This window comes from Peribacillus sp. NPDC058075 (assembly GCF_042885195.1).
Classification (GTDB): Bacteria; Bacillota; Bacilli; order Bacillales; family DSM-1321; genus Peribacillus.
In genome coordinates this window covers 50942-67924 of record NZ_JBHVSL010000006.1, presented here as the reverse complement: position 1 = coordinate 67924, position 16983 = coordinate 50942, and the positions used below count along the sequence as shown (strand labels likewise).

Genomic DNA, 16983 nt, shown 5'->3' with positions numbered 1-16983 from the left:
TAGCTAAAGATTATAGCTGTCTTTAAGGCAGCTTTTTCTTTATGGAACTAACGGTGCAGTTTAGTTGAAGAAGAAAACGAATTGATTGGTGTTGAATTAAATACCTAACTATATTTTTTATACAAAGATGTAACTGCTAGGCAGAATAAAATATGTAGACAGTTGGTCAGAATATATTGAATAAGGAAAAAGAGTCGGCAAAGCGACCCTCCTCTAAGATTCTCCGTATTTAACTTATTAAGTATTTATTCAACGCTTGTTGTAAAGTTCCTAATGTTTGTGCTTTTTCATTTAATCTCATTCCTAAGCGTATCATATTGCTAGCCACTTCAGCTCTTAACCCGGTTATCACAGTGGTACATCCCATTAATGAAGTGCCGTCAATAATCTTCATTAAATGATCAATTACCTCAGTCTCCATTTCCATAATTCCAGATAAGTCCATAATCAATGTTTGAATACGTAATTTTCCAATCTCTATTAAAACTTTTTCCTCTAGAATATTCGTTCGGTAAAGATCAACCGCACCAATTAAAGGCAAAATACATATAGTGGGTGTTATTGGGATTATTGGCACAGAAAGATTTTCGACCAATTCTCTTTGAGCCATTATCAATGAATCTTTGTAATGAGAATATGTGATAAAAAAAACATTTAAAAACCTGTCTACTTGATTATTTATTTGTTTTTCTACCGAAAAAAAATCTTCATTTATAACTTGATTCGTTACCTCGTTATATCCTTGTAGGAACTTCCACAAAGTTCTTCGAATGGCTTGCACCCACTCTAATTTGAAAGTTAATGGTATTTCGTGTGTCGCCCAAGCGATACCTTCTTGTTTAGCAAATGATTTAAGCTCTTCTTCTTCACCCTCAATAATGTATCGAACCAGCTTACGGGCATTATTTATCAGGTCAATATTACCGACCATTAATATTTCTTCTATTTTGTCTTTCACATTAGAGGCTTCGTTTAATAATGAATCTTCAAAATCCTCATTATTTTCTTCGATGAATTTCATTAATTTATATATATCAAGTGACAAATCCATAATTTAATCTCCTTTTTTATAATGCCAAATCATAAATACCCTATTATTTTAATTACTAAACCCATTTACACAAAAAACTTCTAATTTAAAGGAAAATGGATGATATTTATGTTAACTAATATTGTGGAGATTTCTACTTAAACGATCGGGTGCGTTAGTTCTATAAGGGAGTTGCTTTAGCAAAGCATCTAAAGAATATCCGAAACTAATGATTAAAGAAATTGAAAAATTGAGTGGGTAGGTAAAGACTTTGTTCAAGTAACAGGAGTTTTACTCGAGGCAACATTTTTAAGGACTATCTGGGGTGCCCATTCATATAATCAAAAGGCCCTAAGACTCTGAAGGTAATAAGATGTATAATAAGACAACTAATAGATTGTAAATTGGGAAATTATTGGGGTGGACATGGTGAAAAAATGGGAAAATGTAGCTTGGGGCAGTTCGATTTTTATTGTACTAACTTTCCTTCCTCCGTTTCTCGATTTAATTGGTTTTTCATTTTGGCTTAAATCATATGTATAATTGCAGTACTTTTTGGAGTTCTTTCAATTGTATCTAAAATCAAATTCCTTCAGAAACAGATAACAAATAAAGTATGCTGGTTGTCTTTGATTTCAGCTATTATTTTCGTTACTGTTTTGTCTGAGTTTATTTTTAAATAATTTATTCAACTAACAGGTGCATTACTTCGATAAGGAAGGTTGCAAAAGGCAGCCTTTTTATAATGGAACTAACGCGGAAGTTAGTTGAATAAATATATCCTTCATAGTTAATGGCTCATTTCGTGTGTAACTATACTAACGGGTGACTGGGCAAGTAAGCGATGATTGATTTGGAAAACCAAATCGACTTTTTTATAAAATTACTTTTTGGGTTTTTTATTTAAAATCGTGCGCAGTTCATTGATATCATCATCAGATAGGGTATCTTCGTGAATGAATTGGACAAGCATGGATTTCATGGTCCCTCCATAGATACGGTTGATAAATGATTCGGTCTCGGCACGCTGGCACTCTTCCTGTGAATAGAGCGGGTAAAAGGTGTAGACTCTTTGATCTTTATTGACACCTACTACATCTTTTTGAACCAATCGATCGAGAAGGGTCCGTATGGTTTTCGGCTTCCAATCGGTACTTTCCTGTAAGGAAAGGATGATGTCATTCGCTGTTTGAGGGGCTTTATCCCAAAGTACGTTCATGATTTCCCATTCTGATTCTGATATACTAGGAATGTTTTTTTTCATATTTCTCCCCTTCATTTTCATTATAGATTCCTAAATCTTTTAAAATTGATAAAGTGATTTCTCCCGCCTTGCTTCCAGATGAATCATCTTCATTTTGTATATTGGTAGCAAAGAAATAAGTATTGTTCTTCGTCTCTACATACCCGATAAACCAACCATTGATGTTTTTTCCATTCACTGCTCCTGTACCTGTTTTTCCTGATAGGCGAGCTTCTTCATTCTTTTCTAAGAGTAGTGCTTCCTTCACAGCTTGGATATGCCTTTCCTTATATCCAAATTGATTGTTATAAAAGGCTTGCAGCAGTTGGACTTGCTCGACCGGAGAAATTTTTAATGAGGATTCGTTCCAGAATCCACTAAATTCCCCAGATACATCGGAATTTCCATAGTTTATCTCTTGTAGATTGGATTGTATAGTTTCAAATCCTGTTCTACGATCTAATTCTTGGAAATACCAGTTTACAGATTTTTGTAAAGCAGATGAGACATCCTGATCCATATTCCAAGCGTCATAGGGTTGCTCGGTCCCATCCCATGAAAGTTTGGATTCTTCGGGTGATATCACATTTGATTCCAGTGCAAATAAGGCACTATAGATTTTGTATGTGGAATCAGGTGATACCCGCAACGTACTTTTCTCTTCATTATAAATGCGATATTGCTGTGCGTCATGATCATATAAAACAAAGCTTCCGTCATACCCTTTAAAGAATTGATGTAAATCCTCATGAACCACTCCGTCATTATTAAAATAGTATCGGTCGTTTTCCTTCGCAAATGCGGAAACGAAAGGTAATTGGATTGTCAAAATGATGCTGGCCAACACATAAATCAAGACGCTTTTTCTTATTGATTTTTTTGCGGAATGCTTATAGGCAGAAATTCGTTCAATTCTTTTTTTGATTTGAAGTTTCGAATCGTTTAATTGTGTAACTAGCTGTAGATTACTTGACCGTTTTGAAAGAACCAAAAAATTGATGATAGTATTTCCATATTCACTAAAAGAATGATCATCATCTAGTAACTGTAAAACAGATGTATCACATGCGATTTCCCGATCCAATCTCATTTCTCTAAAAGCAAGCCAAATAAGGGGATTAAACCAATAAATGATTTGATAGAACAATATCACGTAATTTGTCAGCAAATCCTTGTTTTTATAATGATTCAATTCATGAAGAAAGATATACTCGTAATCTTTCAAGCTAAGCCAGTTTTCATGCTGGGAAGGTAAGACGATATATGTTTGAAAAAGTCCGAATATCATTGGAGACTGGACTCTTTTCGACATAACTATCTTTATTGATTTTTTTATCTGTAGTCTTTTCTTGCATTCTTCGAAAAGCGCAAGTACTTCTTGAGTGGAAAACGGAGAAGAATGCCTCTTTATCCTTCTGATTGTGAGCCATCCACGTACCATAGTAAAGGTAAATAAAAGCACCCCTGACATCCATAAGCCCATCACTCCCATATTGAGTAAGGACAGGTCCGGCCGATTGACCGATACAGAAAAGTCTTGTATGAGGTGTAAGCCCTGTATCATATCAGTTCCAGTTTTATTCATATTAGAGCTGGATGCATTAATCTGATAGGTATCCCCACTGCTAAAGAGAGAACTAAAATTATATAAATCAGTAGGTATGAATGGAAGTGCTAAAGCCATAAAAAGAAACATCCACAAATGATAGTGCCATTTTGCTGTTAATTGTCTTCCAAACCATTTTCGTATAAGCAGGATAACAGTAACGGAAAATGAAGAAACCAATAGACCTATTATAAAGTGAGTTAAAAACATGTCCTTCAATACCAACTCTCTTGATTTTTAAATGTTAAAAAACAGGTGTATAGCAAATTTATTGTGGCTTGATGATAAAAAAATAAAAAATTGACTTTGTTTGATTACATATGTAATACTATACTACAGATGTAATCAGACTACAAATGTAATCTATAAAACTCGTTTTTTCAATTCGTACATAAAAGTCTAATCAAATAATTAGGGAGGTTTACATCATGAATAAAAGATGGTTTTATCAAATCCTGGCACCAATGGGCTTGGTGCTTATGGTTGCAGGCTGCTTAGATGAGAAAAAACAGGTTGTACATTCAGAAACAGAACAAAACGGGGGAAAAAACCAAACGTCGGACAATATTACGGCAAAAGAAGCCACAATGGAGAAATTTGAACAACTTGAGAAGGAATATGATGCAAGGCTTGGGGTCTATGCCATTGATACAGGAACGAAAGAAACCGTGGAATATCAAGAAAACGAACGATTTGCGTATACATCTACTCATAAGGCTCTGGCTGTAGGAGCACTTTTACAACAGAAATCAATAGAAGACCTTAATCAAAGAATTACCTATACAAATGAGGATCTTGTTAATTATAATCCGATTACAGAAAAGCATGTTGATACGGGGATGACTCTTGAGGAGCTTTCTGATGCTTCTCTTCGATACAGTGACAATACTGCTGGAAACCTTATCCTTAAACAACTGGGGGGACCGACTGGATTTAAAAAAGTACTGGAGGGAATTGGAGATAATGTTACCAGCCCTGAGCGAATTGAGCCAGATTTAAATGTAGTTAATCCTGGTGAAACCCATGATACGAGTACACCAAGGGCTCTTGCTACCAGTCTTCAGGTTTTTACATTGGGAGATACACTTCCAACTGAGAAACGTGAACTTTTAATAGATTGGATGAAGAGAAATACTACTGGAGATGCGTTAATTCGAGCGGGAGTGCCGAAAGGTTGGGTAGTGGCTGATAAGACTGGAGCAGGATCATATGGTACGAGAAATGACATCGCGATCATTTGGCCATCAAAAGGAGATCCTATTGTTCTTGCTGTACTTTCAAGTCGTGATAAAAAAGATGCTGATTATAAAGACGAGCTTATTGCTGAGGCAACAGAAGAGGTAATTAAGGCCCTTAAAGACAAAGTTAAATAGAAAATGATTGTACTAAAAAGGTTACGTTAAGTAGCCTTTTTTAGTAGATTAATTCCTATAATGATTGTTATGGTGACCCTTCTCACTCCCATTAATGAAAGAAAGTCTTTCATGATCAGTATTGCTATGAAGACATGTGCAATCCTTCAATAACGAATGTTAACAGTGAAATGTATAACCAGTTGCTTAAGCAAGATGACATTACAAAACTTAAAGGCATGCGTTCCAAAAGAAAATAAATGCAGGATAGACCAACGAACGTAGTGACTAGAATTGTAAAACGATGAAGATGACGCATAGTCATTTTTAATCATTTTAATAATCAGTTTATTCTGATATTATAAAGTGGATAAAGATGGGAGGAGGAAATAACATAAAAAACTTATTTTCAATCTTAAGTACCTTTGTGTTAGTTCTGGTAGGTGGAATGGTATTAGGTAATTCTTCTGCTCAAGCAAGTGTTCCTCAGTATTCTTTTCAAACAGAAGATGGAAAATGGGATGGTGAAATTGGAAATCCGAACAAAGGCAGTGACTTAGAGGTAGAACTGGTTTCCCCAATCTATTTAAAGACTTCTTCTGGAAGTAAGTTGTTGACTAATTATAGTAACATATGGTCCCGTCTCTGCAATGCTAGTACTGGAAAGTGCACAGGCTATCATAGCTTAGCTGGTGGAAAGACATTATTCACAGATATGAAAATAGGTAAATTTTATGTAGATGTGAAAGATGGATACTCTTCTGGAAGAGTATCTGGAAAACTGCAAATTGTTTTCAAATAAAATGTAATACTAGCTACCCACTCTTGATGGGTAGCTTCAGACTGTAGACAAACTCGATGAAAATCGAGTTTGTCTATTTTTATGGCCTGTACAATTTAGACGTTGATTTCCACTCCAGGCACTCGCTTTCCGCGGGCGGTCGGGGAGCCTCCTCGGCTTTCGCCTGCGGGGTCTCCCCTTGACGCGCTTTTCCCGCAGGAGTCTCGTACCTTCCGTTCCAATCAACTTTGTCTTACCTTTTAGATAGAACACTTTTGCCTGGAGTCATTTTTGTTTTAAAATTGAAGTATTAAAACTTGAGGTGATGACGATGCTTTCTAAACATGATTCTATTCAGCGAGATCAACTTGAAATGATTACTATAGATCAACTGGTGCCACCGAACCATTTGGTTCGTAAAATGGAGGCTGCCATTGACTTCACTTTCATTTATGACTTGGTGAAAGATATGTACTCAGAGATAGGACGCCCAAGTATTGATCCAGTTATTTTAGTTAAACTGACTTTCATTCAATATACCTTCGGTATTCGTTCCATGCGTAAAACGATTGAAGAAGTTGAAACCAATATGGCTTACCGTTGGTTCTTAGGCTATGGTTTCCATGATAAAGTACCTCATTTCTCTACGTTCGGAAAAAATTATAAGCGACGCTTTAAAGATACAGACCTGTTTGAACAGATTTTCTATCGCATTTTAATGACAGCTGCTAATAAAAAGTTAATAAGTGTAGAACACGTTTTCGTGGATTCCACACATGTGAAAGCCAGTGCGAATAAACGGAAATTTGAAAAGAAAATCGTTCGTAAAGAAACACGAGCGTATCAAGGACGTCTTCAAGAAGAAATCAATCAAGATCGTGAAAACCATGGAAAGAAGCCTTTTCCACCAGATAAATTTGATAAGGAAGAAACCAAAGCAATTAAAGAAAGTACTACGGATCCTGAGAGTGGCTACTATGTGAAAGATGAACGAACAAAACAGTTTGCCTATTCATTCCATGCGGCCGCAGACCGCAACGGTTTTGTATTGGGAACGATTGTAACACCTGGTAATACACATTACAGTCATATTTTGGAGCCACTTGTTGAGCAAGTGATTGAGAAAGTTGGAAAACCAGAAGCAGTTGCCGCAGATGCAGCTTATAAAACACCAGCGATTACAAGCTACCTATTTAACAAAGAAATCACACCCGCTTTACCCTATACACGTCCTCGTACAAAAGAAGGATTCTTTCGCAAACATGACTTTGTTTACGATGAACACTTTGATTGTTACCTTTGCCCTTCGGGAGAAACTTTAAAGTACTCAACAACAAATAAAGAGGGCTATCGCGAGTACAAATCGCCAAAACAAATTTGTGCAACATGCTCATTTTTATCACGGTGTACTGAAAGCAAAGACCATCAAAAAGTAGTGACACGGCATATCTGGCAAGCATATGTGGAAGAAGCAGATCATCTGCGTCATCATCAAGAGGTAAAACCTATATATGCGAAACGCAAAGAAACGATTGAGCGTGTATTCGCAGATGCAAAAGAAAAGCATGGTATGCGTTGGACTACTTTAAGGGGACTTAAAAAATTGTCGATGCAAGCGATGCTTACTTTCGCTGCCATTAATTTAAAGAGGATGGCCACTTGGACATGGCAAGTTCCTAAAATGTCTTAACATAGGGGCTCGAAGAGCCCAAATCTCTTAACCTTTGGTCAAAATTTCAAAGGAATTTCAAAAGGGGTTCGGAATTTTTTAATTCCGAACCCCTTTTGTCTACAAACTGTAGCTACCCACTCTTGATGGGTAGCTTTTTTTTTATGAAAGGTTTTTAAAGATTGTGCTTTTCCACTGCCCTTTTTCCAAAAGAACTTAAAGTATACTGTCCTGATAGTACGTTCGTAAACGCTGCAAATACAGCAATGGTGTTTGTGTAGACATGAAATAAAGTTGATACCTTATTAATGAACTTACGTGGCAGGTTAGTTCAATATAGAAATGCAATTTTATGTAGATGGTTCAGAGGAAATATAGAGTTTAGTTTATAAGAAAGCCACCAAATTAGTGGCTTCTTGAATATGTGATTCTTAACATTATCGTACATTTAATCTGTTTTCTATATATTAGTATTAGCCTGGATTCAATCCCGTGTTTAAGATAAAAACAAAAAAAACAAGGTTAAAAGGCTCTGTATGAAAGACAAAAAATCCTTTTCTGTACTGGCAGAAAGGATCAGAAAAGAATTTTAAATTAATTAGGATATAATGGGTAGTCAGGGCGGGTTGTTTTTTGTTAAATTACTTCATTTATATTATAGTTTTTTTTTATCATTGCAATAGTGTTTGAACGTTGGTTGAAGAAGAAATGGAAGATTAAAAAAAGTAAGGGGTCTTTTTATAAAGGTGTCAATCCATTTCAGAGATGGACTGAAATGGCTATGATACTCGCATTTCTTATATCAATATGGTTTGTTGATAATCCTACTTCCTGGCTACTTTCTTATTTCATTAAGTTTTCGTGCATTCATGGAATGGAAATATAACAGAGAAGAAAAAGAATACATGTTAACTTTATACTCTATGTTTATTTACCTTTTAATTTTAGTCATAGGCTTTTATTTAATATAATATTATCTAATAAAAACAGCCCAATAAGTGACTTTTTTTACTGTCCATTATTAGGAGGATCGTTCGTGTTCCCTGGGTGCTTATTGGGTAAGGGGAATTTGAATTTTTTTATCTTTTATTTAATGTTTTAGTTTTGGATTCTTTTTTCCATGCTTATCTTTAAGGGCATAGTTGCTGATAAAGATAAGTATTTAATGAACGGGTGCGTAGCTGAAGATCGGAGCTGCCTTTAAGGCAGCTTTTTCTTTATGCAGTATCGGGGCAGGATAGTTGAAGGAGGTAATTGGTTTTTTTATCTAGAATATGTCTATTGAGAACAGTTGAAAGGTGTAAAAACCCTGTGTTGCCAAAAGTCAATTTATCAATGCCATTGCAGTATTAATCAATATTGTAGGAGGGTTCAAATGGATAAAAGAGTTCAATTTGACTTTGAAATAGCGTTTACTAATGGCGGTGGGCTTCAAGGGCAGGAATTCCGACTTGATATTGATGGAGATGACATCACTGACCAAGAGTTAGCCAAGTATATTGTAGAGGATATGAGGTTACTAATGGTTGGAGAAGTTAAGATATTTAATAAAAAGATAATTAATGAAAAACATAAACGAAAACCTGTTGATGAGAACGCTGAAAAGTAATCGACTTCAGTTAACAAGTGCGTTAGCTAAAGATTGGAGCAAACAATATTCAAATGATTGAGGGAGGAAGAATTATGTCCAATAACGAAAGACCAAGAAGAATGATTTTAGATTTAGCAGTAACTTTAGATGGTTTTATAGAAGGGAAAAATGGGGAAGTTGATTGGTGCATCATGGACCCTGAGATGGGATTTATTAATTTCTTAAATCAAATTGATACTATTTTATATGGGAGAAAAAGCTACGATTTATGGGGACAATTCACTCCAGGAATTGAAGATGCCGATACTGAAAAAGAACTTTGGGATATAGTTCATAGTAAAGAAAAATACGTGTTTTCCAGAACTCAAAAAGGGACTGATAATAAAGCAATATTTATAAATGATAATATTGTTGAAGAAGTAAATAAATTAAAGAATAAGCCCGGTAAAGACATCTGGTTATATGGCGGAGCAAGTCTTATTACAACATTTATTAATTTAGGGCTTGTTGATGAATTTAGATTATCTGTTCATCCTGTTATTTTGGGAGAAGGAAAACCTTTGTTTATTGATATAAAAAAGAGGTTGAATTTAAAATTGGTTCATACAAAAACGTTCTCCTCTGGCGTTGTGCAACTAATATATCATTTGAATGAAAATTAATAATATATTAAGGATAAAATACAATAAATATCATGAAGAAATATTCGATAGTTATTGTTGTAAATTCTTCAACAATCGGGCGCTTTAATCCTGCAAACGATATTAGATATTCTAGATGATGAGAGGAAAAAATGGTTTTAGTATGCTATACAATTGCACCAACCAGAAGAAAAATGGCTTAAGCAGGAGCTGTACAACAGCTCTCTTTTTTTATGCAACAAACGAGGCAGTTGAATAAATCTTCATATATCTTCATATATATTGTTGTTGATTATTGAAAACGAAGAATTAAATTTAAATCCATAGAATAAGCATTAGATGTGAAAAGGGATTGCCTTAGTTCTTTTTTTCTTGTTTTTGTTTTATCTCCTTTTAGTTATGAAGGGAAAAGGCTTTTTTTTCAACCTCATGAACTTCCTTTGAATTTCTTTCCTGCTTTTAATACTACCCTAAGGTGAGTGAACATGGAAAATAGAATAAAAACAAAAATGATAAAAATACTCAGCGGAAACAGGGAAACCAGATTAACCGTTCAAGTTGCAGATACTCAAAGAAAAAGAGATAAGGGCTTAATGTTTGTTAGGAAATTACCCGAAAACGAGGGGATGTTATTTGTGTTTCCAGTGAAGATATATGGTGGATTCTGGATGAAAAACACATTAATTCCTTTATCTATTGCTTTTCTTGATTGGGATGGGGAAATTCTAAAAATACTTCATATGGAGCCTTGTAAAGAAGATATATGTCCTACCTATGATCCAGGAATTTCTTATCACTATGCAATTGAAGTGAACCTTGGTTGGTTTGAAAAGAATCAAATTAAAGAAGGGGATTATGTAAGATTTTATTGAAATTCATCTCACCTCACCTCACCTCACCTCACCTCACCTCACCTCACCTCACCTCACCTCACCTCACCTCACCTCACCTCTAGTTCTTAGTGGTAAAAATGATTTTTCAGTGAATATTTCTGAAAAAGTTGTTAAGAAATATACTAAAACGAACGGGTGCGTTAAAGATTGCTTTACTTCATTACCAGGAGCTGAACAACAGCTCCTTCTCTTTATGCAACTTCGGGGCAAGTTAAGATACATCCATCTGTTTAATTGAGTGCCAGCTCGTGTTATAATGAATAGCTTACGATAATTACTGTTTCTGAACGGATGCCAGAAAAGCCTCCGCATAGCGATAAAATATGGAGGTGTAAGAGAAATGAATAAACAATGGACGATTGGTAAAATTCAAGAATTTGTTGAGAACAATTCTGAAAGTAAGTTGCTAACGACTGAATATCACGGTTTTTCTCAAAAGTTACTTTTTAAATGTACATGTGGCAGTAACTTTGAAAAAACATTCAAGAAATTCAAAAATAATAACCAACGTAAATGTGATGTGTGCCAACCGCCTAAAGCGGCACGATAACGTATAGTGAATAAACCGAAGTGCTAATTTCTATTAAAGAGAAGTTGGCACTATTTTTATGTTCACTAAAGGGGAGTTTAGTCGAATATTCCTTTTGGAACGAATGGGTGCTTTAACTGAAGATCGGAGCTGAAGCTTTTTCTTTATGCAACTAAATGCCCAGGGAAGTTGAGTGGCATGTTACAATAATAGACGGTCTGTGGAAGGTTTTTTCTAATAATAATTTTTAAGAAGCGTGATCTGTTAATAGTGAGGTGCGGAATGAAGAGTTCGAAAAAGAGAAAAAAACAATCCGAAAAAATATTAAAGACTTTAAAGGTACCAATAAATAAACATTTACCCTTAACGGAAAATGAGGAAGAAGCCTCCCTTAGAACAAAGGAAGAAATTATAAACAGAATTATTTCATTAGCGATAGTTTCAGCGAAAGCCATGGAGGCTCCGCCAGAAAAAATTGAGGAATTTATTGAAAGGTATAAGGCTAATGAATTATTCACAGAAGAAGAACAAAAGTTTTTAAAGAAAGAACATCCTAATCAGAACGAGCTGATCCAATACTCGTGGAAGTTAGAATGTATTTGGCTTTTGCTTTGGTCTGTAAATCTAATATCTGATATAGATGTTCCAGCCGATACGTGCAATGCTGAATATGTTTTTGAGAAGGTTTTTTCTCTTCATTCTAAACAAGAGCTGCTTGATGAATCCACTCTAAAACCAACCAGTGATATATTAGATAGTCTTGATTTTATTTATAGGGCACATTGGGCGGTACGAGAAGCCCAAATAAATCATTTGGAAGTTCCATCATTTCTAGATGAAGGCGTTGTATATGAAAGGCACTACACTCTTAATTGGTTGGTAAATTATATGGATCAAGAATGGGAGGAAATAAGTACAGATACATAAAAGCTGCAATACATACTTTTATGCTCCTATATCATGGTTAAAAGTGAAGTTATCCATTTAATCTAACAGGTAGGAAGGCTGCTGAGGCAGCCTTTTTCTTATGCACTAACGAGGCGGGTTAGCTGAATAAGGGACGAATTACCAGTACAAAAGTTTTGATATTTTGAGATAATCAATAAGCACCAAGACTGTGCTTGGTTTTAGGTATGTTTAAAATTAATCGGGAATGTATACTAGGTCTGTCAATCGGAATATTTATTGCGGCCTAAGGCACTACACAGATAAAATTACATATAAATTGTAGGTTCCATAAAATAAATAGTTAAATAACTTAAGCTTAATTAACTATAGGTCGGTTTAGTTGAAGAGTGAGTCGAGACGAGAGATCTTTTTTCACGTAAAAGAACAGGCATGTTATAGTATAGGAGAACCGGATTTATATGATCTGTGGTAATCTTAATCATCAAAGGAGTTTATTCATAATGCATGTGCTACAAAAAACACAAAAAATCGTTCGCTATCAGAATCAACAGGGCAAAATACATTACGGTATTGTTGAGGATGATATGATATTACAACTGTCTAGCAGTTTTGCTGAACTTGTCAACAAGGAAATAAAGTATGACGGGGTCGAGCTAAAATATAGTGACGTGAAAATCTTGGAACCTGTAAAACCTTCGAAAGTGGTTAATTTCGGCTGGACATATGCAGGTCATGCGAAGGAAACGGGTGGAGAGGCAAACCTTGTTGAACCATTTCTATTTTTAAAGCCATTATCTTCACTTATAGCAGACAAGGAGAATATTATCCTTCCTCCAAACGAGTTATCCAATCAAGTGGAACTTGAAGGGGAAGTGGCCCTTGTCATTGGAAAGCGCGGAAAAAACATTAAAGAAGAAGATGCGCTTGATTATGTATTTGGGTGCACGATATTTAATGACGTCACAGCAAGAGATCTAACAAAAAAAGATCCACAGTTTACGCGGGGCAAAGGATTTGATACATTCGGACCTTTGGGACCGTGCATCGTTACCGGCGTGGATCCTACAAATTTAAGGATTGTGACCACTTTAAACGGCCGTGTTGTCCAAGACGGGAATACCAATGAAATGTCTCTAAGCATTCCGTTTCTAATCAGCTGGCTTTCTCAGGTAATGACACTGGAGCCCGGCGACATTTTGGCCACTGGTTCACCATCTGGCAGCTGCACGATCAAGTCGGGGGATGAAGTCGTTGTTGAAGTTGAGAATATCGGTCGGTTATGTAATGGTGTCCAGTAAGATTTGCTGGAATTCTTAATAAAGTAAAAAAAGATTAGAGCTGCCATTATGGCAGCTTTTTCTTTAGTTAAGATTAAGCAGCGCAAAAAATTAAAATCTCTTAAGTTATTTATTTGTATATTAAGAATTTTCTTTGGGGTGTGGTTGTATAAAGAATCCATCTGTTTCTGACCATTTTCCATATAGGATATCCTCAATTGTTTTATAATTTTTTTTCCGAATTCCTTCCAGAAGCCATTCTTTTGATTTTTTCAAGGATTGAAGTTCTTCCTCTTTTATTTGGCCTTCCTCAATTACTAAGATAGAAGGTGCTTCATCCAAAGGATTGAGGCTAAGCATGTCCGGAGTGACGCTTCCTGCTTTAGTATGAAGTATTACACTGATGTCCCCGCCAGGCTCAAGATATAAATCACGCACTTCCCGGAGAGTAAACACACCCTGTTTCTGCAGCATGGTTCGAACCTGTTCAATATCCAGATGATTTTTTTTCATTTGTTTTATATCCAATTCGCCGTTACGAAAATCAAAGAAGGATGTCCTTTGAGCAATTTTTTCATGCGATCACTTTTTTGAGCGCAAATCTCTATGATATAAACGGAAATTCCCCAAAGGCAAATGGTAAATAGAATCTGCCAGATCGACACTTTTTCATCGTAAATGCCTTCTTCTAGAATGCCACCCAATACTAAAGCGTAAATAAAATCAATAGGGGTCACTTGAGACATTTCTTTTTTTCCTTTTCTCCCTTTTAACTATCATTTAAACCAAATAGTACCTAGTATTTATTTCACACTCAGATGAAGTAAGGGTTTCCATGCTTAGCGCACCGATTTCCCCCTTGTTTCTGTAAGGTAAAGATTACCCAGTATCAGAGGCGGTATTAACAGTCGGCAAAAGTAAAATTCTTAGGAACTAAATGAATATATCTTGAAGTATGAATCAGTGGAATGTAGAGCTAGAGGATGTTTTAGTAATAAAAAATAGAAGCAGACGATACAGTGAGGATCTATAGAGATTCTCACTGTACCTCTGCTTTTGAATGAACATTGAAAATAAAATCACCAGTTATTTTTCAAAACAATTTTTCCTATCGCTTTGCCTGACTCCAAGTACTCATGGGCTTTTGAGACTTCTTCAAACGTAAACATGTTTGGGTCCACAAGCGGGCGCAGCTTACCTTCCTCAACCACACTGGCAACCTTCTTCAAAATTTCTCCATATTGCTTATGCATGTCCTTGTTTAATATCTTCAACAACATAAAGGTAACATGTAGGGAGAGTCCCTTTGAATGCATGGGGGAGAGGTCATGAGTGGAACGAGCAGCAATGGCTGCTACTGTTCCATGTACCGCGGCTGCCTCAAAAGAGCGATCAAGATTTTCTCCACCTACCGTGTCAAGCACAACGTCAAAACCTTTTCCGTCTGTATATTTTTGTACATAATCGTGAACGCTTTCTTCTCGATAATTAATCGTTACATCTGCACCAAGGCGCGTGCCAATCTCCAGCTTCTCTTGCGAAGAGGCAGTTGTATAGACTGTCGCGCCTCCCCATTTGGCTAGCTGAATGGCGATGTGTCCTACACCGCCGGTGGCTGCATGGATCAGTATATCTTGTCCAGGGACAAGATTTGCCCGATTAAATAAAGCTTCCCATGCGGTAATGGCAACTAGTGGTAAAGCAGCCGCTTCTTCCATCGTTAAATTTTTCGGCTTGTGGGCAAGTAAATCAGCATCTGCCAGCATAAACTCCGCAAGTGCACCGCCAGTTCCTTTAAAACCACCCGCGCATCCAAACACTTCATCGCCAACTTTAAACTCATTCACACCTTCACCCACTGCAGATACAAAACCTGCCACATCCCCATGTAAAACGGCTGGAAACTCGGGGGCAACGGCCGGAACTGCACCAACACGGACTTTCGTATCAATAGGATTTACACTTGTAGCCTTGACTTGAATAAGTACATGTCCAGGTATCAATTCGGGTTTTGGAAGCTCTTTAAATTGAAATACGGATGGGTCACCAAATGATTGAATAATTTGTGCTTTCACTCATATCACTCCTTTTTATTTTTTATGGAAAATGTCTCGTCACTATTCATCGTTAGGATGAATGGATATGGATGGCACAGCAGAAACATAAGCATCCGAGTAGTAACATCCTTAAATGGTATGAAAAGTACGAATATTTAGTCTTTACTTGCAAAATCAATGATACTTTATATCGTATAAAATGAAAAGCACGCACATTTTTGTTGAATAGGATAAATTTTATAGTATACAATTTGATACTTAAAAAGATTGGGGGGGGCAATATGAAAGTCGTTCTTCAAGCAATTATAGGTTCATTATCCATTCATGCAATCTATGCAGTCGTTATGATGTTAGTCGGTTATATAAAAACAAAAAGCTATAAACCAGATATTGAGAATGCATGGGGAGCAGTAGAAAACCTTCACAACGAGGTAGAGTTTGTGAGTGTTATACCCTCTCATTTTTATGTATTATCATTTTTAGGAGTTTCAGTAATATGTGGAATTGTAATTTTATCGTTTGAAAAGTTAATGAACTAACGGGGTATATTAATTATAAGAATGACTAACGTGAAAATGACCTTAATGATTAAAGGGGGAGAAGGATGGAAATTCGTTCAGTGAAAGGTTCAGATTACTATGCAATATCTCCGCTAATCAATGAGTGGTGGGGAGGAAGGCAAATGTCTGATAGGTTGCCGAAATTATTCTTTGATCATTTTACAAATACAAGTTTCATAGCCGAAAAAGAAGGGAAGATAGTCGGTTTCCTAATAGGGATTCTATCTCAATCTCAATCTGGTGAGGCATATATTCATTTTGTCGGGGTGCATCCTGAATACAGAAAAAATGATATCGGAAGACATTTATACAATCAATTTTTCAATGTCGTTAATGAAAATGGATGCAATGTTGTCCGTTGTGTAACGTCTCCTGTCAACAAATCCTCAATTGCCTATCATTGCAAGATGGGATTTGAAATGGAAGAGGGAGATAAAATAATTGATGGTGTTTCAGTGCACTCTGACTATGACGGACTAAATCAAGATAGAGTTTTATTCGTGAAACAGTTATCAAATTACAAAGATTTTCAATGAAATCCTATTCTTAATGAAGTAAGGTCGACCAGTAAAAATCCGGTCGACCTTTTTTATAGAATCAACTAAGGCGGGACTGTCAGCTAAAGTGTTTTTTTTATTCATTCCTAATGCTGTCTAGAATAGTACTTACAATATCTGTAGCGCCTCATAATTATCTAATCTGCCCAGTTTATGCCCACCATGGTTAGTCGACTGGTATTTAGGTGATTTTCTTCTTCTTAGAGAGCTCTTCTTTTATGGTCCTATAGGGGCAGGATAGTTCACATCAGATAAGCTATAATTTGGATTAATATACAAAATTTTAAT

General features: G+C 36.0%; 17 protein-coding genes and 1 pseudogene. 12 read left to right on the top strand and 6 right to left on the bottom strand.

The genetic code is table 11. The features are described from left to right. Window positions 1–229 precede the first annotated feature (229 nt). From ACFVS1_RS24745 to ACFVS1_RS24735, 3 genes are all read right to left on the bottom strand, one after another. Complete coding sequence (locus ACFVS1_RS24745; RefSeq protein WP_387551600.1) at window positions 230–1051, bottom strand: STAS domain-containing protein; 822 nt, start codon at window positions 1049–1051, stop codon at window positions 230–232. 862 nt (window positions 1052–1913) lie between these two features. After that, on the bottom strand, window positions 1914–2294 hold the full coding sequence (blaI, locus tag ACFVS1_RS24740; protein WP_387551597.1) for a penicillinase repressor BlaI: 381 nt from the start codon (window positions 2292–2294) through the stop codon (window positions 1914–1916). Then, the gene (locus ACFVS1_RS24735; RefSeq protein WP_387551653.1) at window positions 2275–4089 is read right to left on the bottom strand and encodes a BlaR1 family beta-lactam sensor/signal transducer; all 1815 of its coding nucleotides are present in this window, start codon (window positions 4087–4089) and stop codon (window positions 2275–2277) included. Before ACFVS1_RS24735 ends, blaI begins: the two co-directional genes overlap by 20 nt. 218 nt (window positions 4090–4307) lie before the next feature. On the opposite strand from ACFVS1_RS24735, the gene bla reads away from it, so the two are divergent. The 10 genes and pseudogenes from bla (at window position 4308) to ACFVS1_RS24685 (ending at window position 13542) form a co-directional block, all read left to right on the top strand. After that, window positions 4308–5252, top strand: a complete 945-nt coding sequence (bla, locus tag ACFVS1_RS24730) for a class A beta-lactamase (RefSeq protein WP_387551594.1) — start codon at window positions 4308–4310, stop codon at window positions 5250–5252. A gap of 355 nt (window positions 5253–5607) precedes the next feature. After that, on the top strand, window positions 5608–6033 hold the full coding sequence (locus tag ACFVS1_RS24725; protein ID WP_352927039.1) for a hypothetical protein: 426 nt from the start codon (window positions 5608–5610) through the stop codon (window positions 6031–6033). Between the two features lie 310 nt (window positions 6034–6343). Further along, complete coding sequence (locus tag ACFVS1_RS24720; protein ID WP_387551591.1) at window positions 6344–7702, top strand: IS1182 family transposase; 1359 nt, start codon at window positions 6344–6346, stop codon at window positions 7700–7702. A 661-nt stretch (window positions 7703–8363) separates the two neighbouring features. After that, window positions 8364–8652, top strand: a pseudogene (locus ACFVS1_RS24715) (DUF4181 domain-containing protein). 404 nt (window positions 8653–9056) lie between these two features. Beyond that, on the top strand, window positions 9057–9290 hold the full coding sequence (locus ACFVS1_RS24710; RefSeq protein WP_352927036.1) for a cyclase: 234 nt from the start codon (window positions 9057–9059) through the stop codon (window positions 9288–9290). Between the two features lie 74 nt (window positions 9291–9364). Then, entirely contained in the window at window positions 9365–9934 is a 570-nt protein-coding gene (locus ACFVS1_RS24705) for a dihydrofolate reductase family protein (RefSeq protein ID WP_387551588.1), read from the top strand. 464 nt (window positions 9935–10398) lie between these two features. Next, complete coding sequence (locus ACFVS1_RS24700) at window positions 10399–10785, top strand: DUF192 domain-containing protein (RefSeq protein ID WP_352927031.1); 387 nt, start codon at window positions 10399–10401, stop codon at window positions 10783–10785. 361 nt (window positions 10786–11146) lie between these two features. After that, window positions 11147–11356, top strand: coding sequence for a hypothetical protein (locus ACFVS1_RS24695; RefSeq protein WP_352927029.1), 210 nt, complete (start codon window positions 11147–11149; stop codon window positions 11354–11356). Between the two features lie 261 nt (window positions 11357–11617). After that, complete coding sequence (locus ACFVS1_RS24690) at window positions 11618–12262, top strand: DUF4272 domain-containing protein (protein WP_387551584.1); 645 nt, start codon at window positions 11618–11620, stop codon at window positions 12260–12262. Between the two features lie 482 nt (window positions 12263–12744). Beyond that, complete coding sequence (locus ACFVS1_RS24685) at window positions 12745–13542, top strand: fumarylacetoacetate hydrolase family protein (RefSeq protein WP_101226022.1); 798 nt, start codon at window positions 12745–12747, stop codon at window positions 13540–13542. A 120-nt stretch (window positions 13543–13662) separates the two neighbouring features. Here ACFVS1_RS24685 and ACFVS1_RS24680 read toward each other — a convergent pair whose 3' ends face one another. The 3 genes from ACFVS1_RS24680 to ACFVS1_RS24670 form a co-directional block, all read right to left on the bottom strand. Next, a complete protein-coding gene (locus tag ACFVS1_RS24680) occupies window positions 13663–14034 on the bottom strand; it encodes a DUF421 domain-containing protein (RefSeq protein ID WP_387551580.1) in 372 nt (123 codons plus the stop codon). A 5-nt stretch (window positions 14035–14039) separates the two neighbouring features. Further along, complete coding sequence (locus ACFVS1_RS24675) at window positions 14040–14267, bottom strand: DUF421 domain-containing protein (RefSeq protein ID WP_387551577.1); 228 nt, start codon at window positions 14265–14267, stop codon at window positions 14040–14042. A gap of 333 nt (window positions 14268–14600) precedes the next feature. Further along, the gene (locus tag ACFVS1_RS24670; protein WP_387551575.1) at window positions 14601–15596 is read right to left on the bottom strand and encodes a zinc-dependent alcohol dehydrogenase family protein; all 996 of its coding nucleotides are present in this window, start codon (window positions 15594–15596) and stop codon (window positions 14601–14603) included. Window positions 15597–15859: 263 nt separating this feature from the next. Between ACFVS1_RS24670 and ACFVS1_RS24665 the strand changes: the two genes are divergently transcribed. Together ACFVS1_RS24665 and ACFVS1_RS24660 are read left to right on the top strand one after the other, a co-directional pair. After that, window positions 15860–16117, top strand: a complete 258-nt coding sequence (locus tag ACFVS1_RS24665) for a hypothetical protein (RefSeq protein ID WP_387551572.1) — start codon at window positions 15860–15862, stop codon at window positions 16115–16117. A gap of 65 nt (window positions 16118–16182) precedes the next feature. Then, window positions 16183–16674 (top strand): GNAT family N-acetyltransferase, encoded by a 492-nt coding sequence (locus ACFVS1_RS24660; RefSeq protein WP_352927004.1) that lies wholly within the window; start codon window positions 16183–16185, stop codon window positions 16672–16674. Window positions 16675–16983 lie beyond the last annotated feature (309 nt).

Bases quoted from the DNA above. Each gene is read 5' to 3' on its own strand.
- bla (WP_387551594.1), top strand. From the start codon at position 4,308: ATGAATAAAAGATGGTTTTATCAAATCCTGGCACCAATGGGCTTGGTG.
- ACFVS1_RS24680 (WP_387551580.1), bottom strand. From the start codon at position 14,034: ATGAAAAAAAATCATCTGGATATTGAACAGGTTCGAACCATGCTGCAG.
- ACFVS1_RS24695 (WP_352927029.1), top strand. From the start codon at position 11,147: ATGAATAAACAATGGACGATTGGTAAAATTCAAGAATTTGTTGAGAAC.
- ACFVS1_RS24690 (WP_387551584.1), top strand. From the start codon at position 11,618: ATGAAGAGTTCGAAAAAGAGAAAAAAACAATCCGAAAAAATATTAAAG.
- ACFVS1_RS24675 (WP_387551577.1), bottom strand. From the start codon at position 14,267: ATGTCTCAAGTGACCCCTATTGATTTTATTTACGCTTTAGTATTGGGT.
- ACFVS1_RS24710 (WP_352927036.1), top strand. From the start codon at position 9,057: ATGGATAAAAGAGTTCAATTTGACTTTGAAATAGCGTTTACTAATGGC.
- ACFVS1_RS24720 (WP_387551591.1), top strand. From the start codon at position 6,344: ATGCTTTCTAAACATGATTCTATTCAGCGAGATCAACTTGAAATGATT.
- ACFVS1_RS24660 (WP_352927004.1), top strand. From the start codon at position 16,183: ATGGAAATTCGTTCAGTGAAAGGTTCAGATTACTATGCAATATCTCCG.
- ACFVS1_RS24745 (WP_387551600.1), bottom strand. From the start codon at position 1,051: ATGGATTTGTCACTTGATATATATAAATTAATGAAATTCATCGAAGAA.
- ACFVS1_RS24685 (WP_101226022.1), top strand. From the start codon at position 12,745: ATGCATGTGCTACAAAAAACACAAAAAATCGTTCGCTATCAGAATCAA.
- ACFVS1_RS24705 (WP_387551588.1), top strand. From the start codon at position 9,365: ATGTCCAATAACGAAAGACCAAGAAGAATGATTTTAGATTTAGCAGTA.
- blaI (WP_387551597.1), bottom strand. From the start codon at position 2,294: ATGAAAAAAAACATTCCTAGTATATCAGAATCAGAATGGGAAATCATG.
- ACFVS1_RS24725 (WP_352927039.1), top strand. From the start codon at position 5,608: ATGGGAGGAGGAAATAACATAAAAAACTTATTTTCAATCTTAAGTACC.
- ACFVS1_RS24700 (WP_352927031.1), top strand. From the start codon at position 10,399: ATGGAAAATAGAATAAAAACAAAAATGATAAAAATACTCAGCGGAAAC.
- ACFVS1_RS24735 (WP_387551653.1), bottom strand. From the start codon at position 4,089: ATGTTTTTAACTCACTTTATAATAGGTCTATTGGTTTCTTCATTTTCC.
- ACFVS1_RS24665 (WP_387551572.1), top strand. From the start codon at position 15,860: ATGAAAGTCGTTCTTCAAGCAATTATAGGTTCATTATCCATTCATGCA.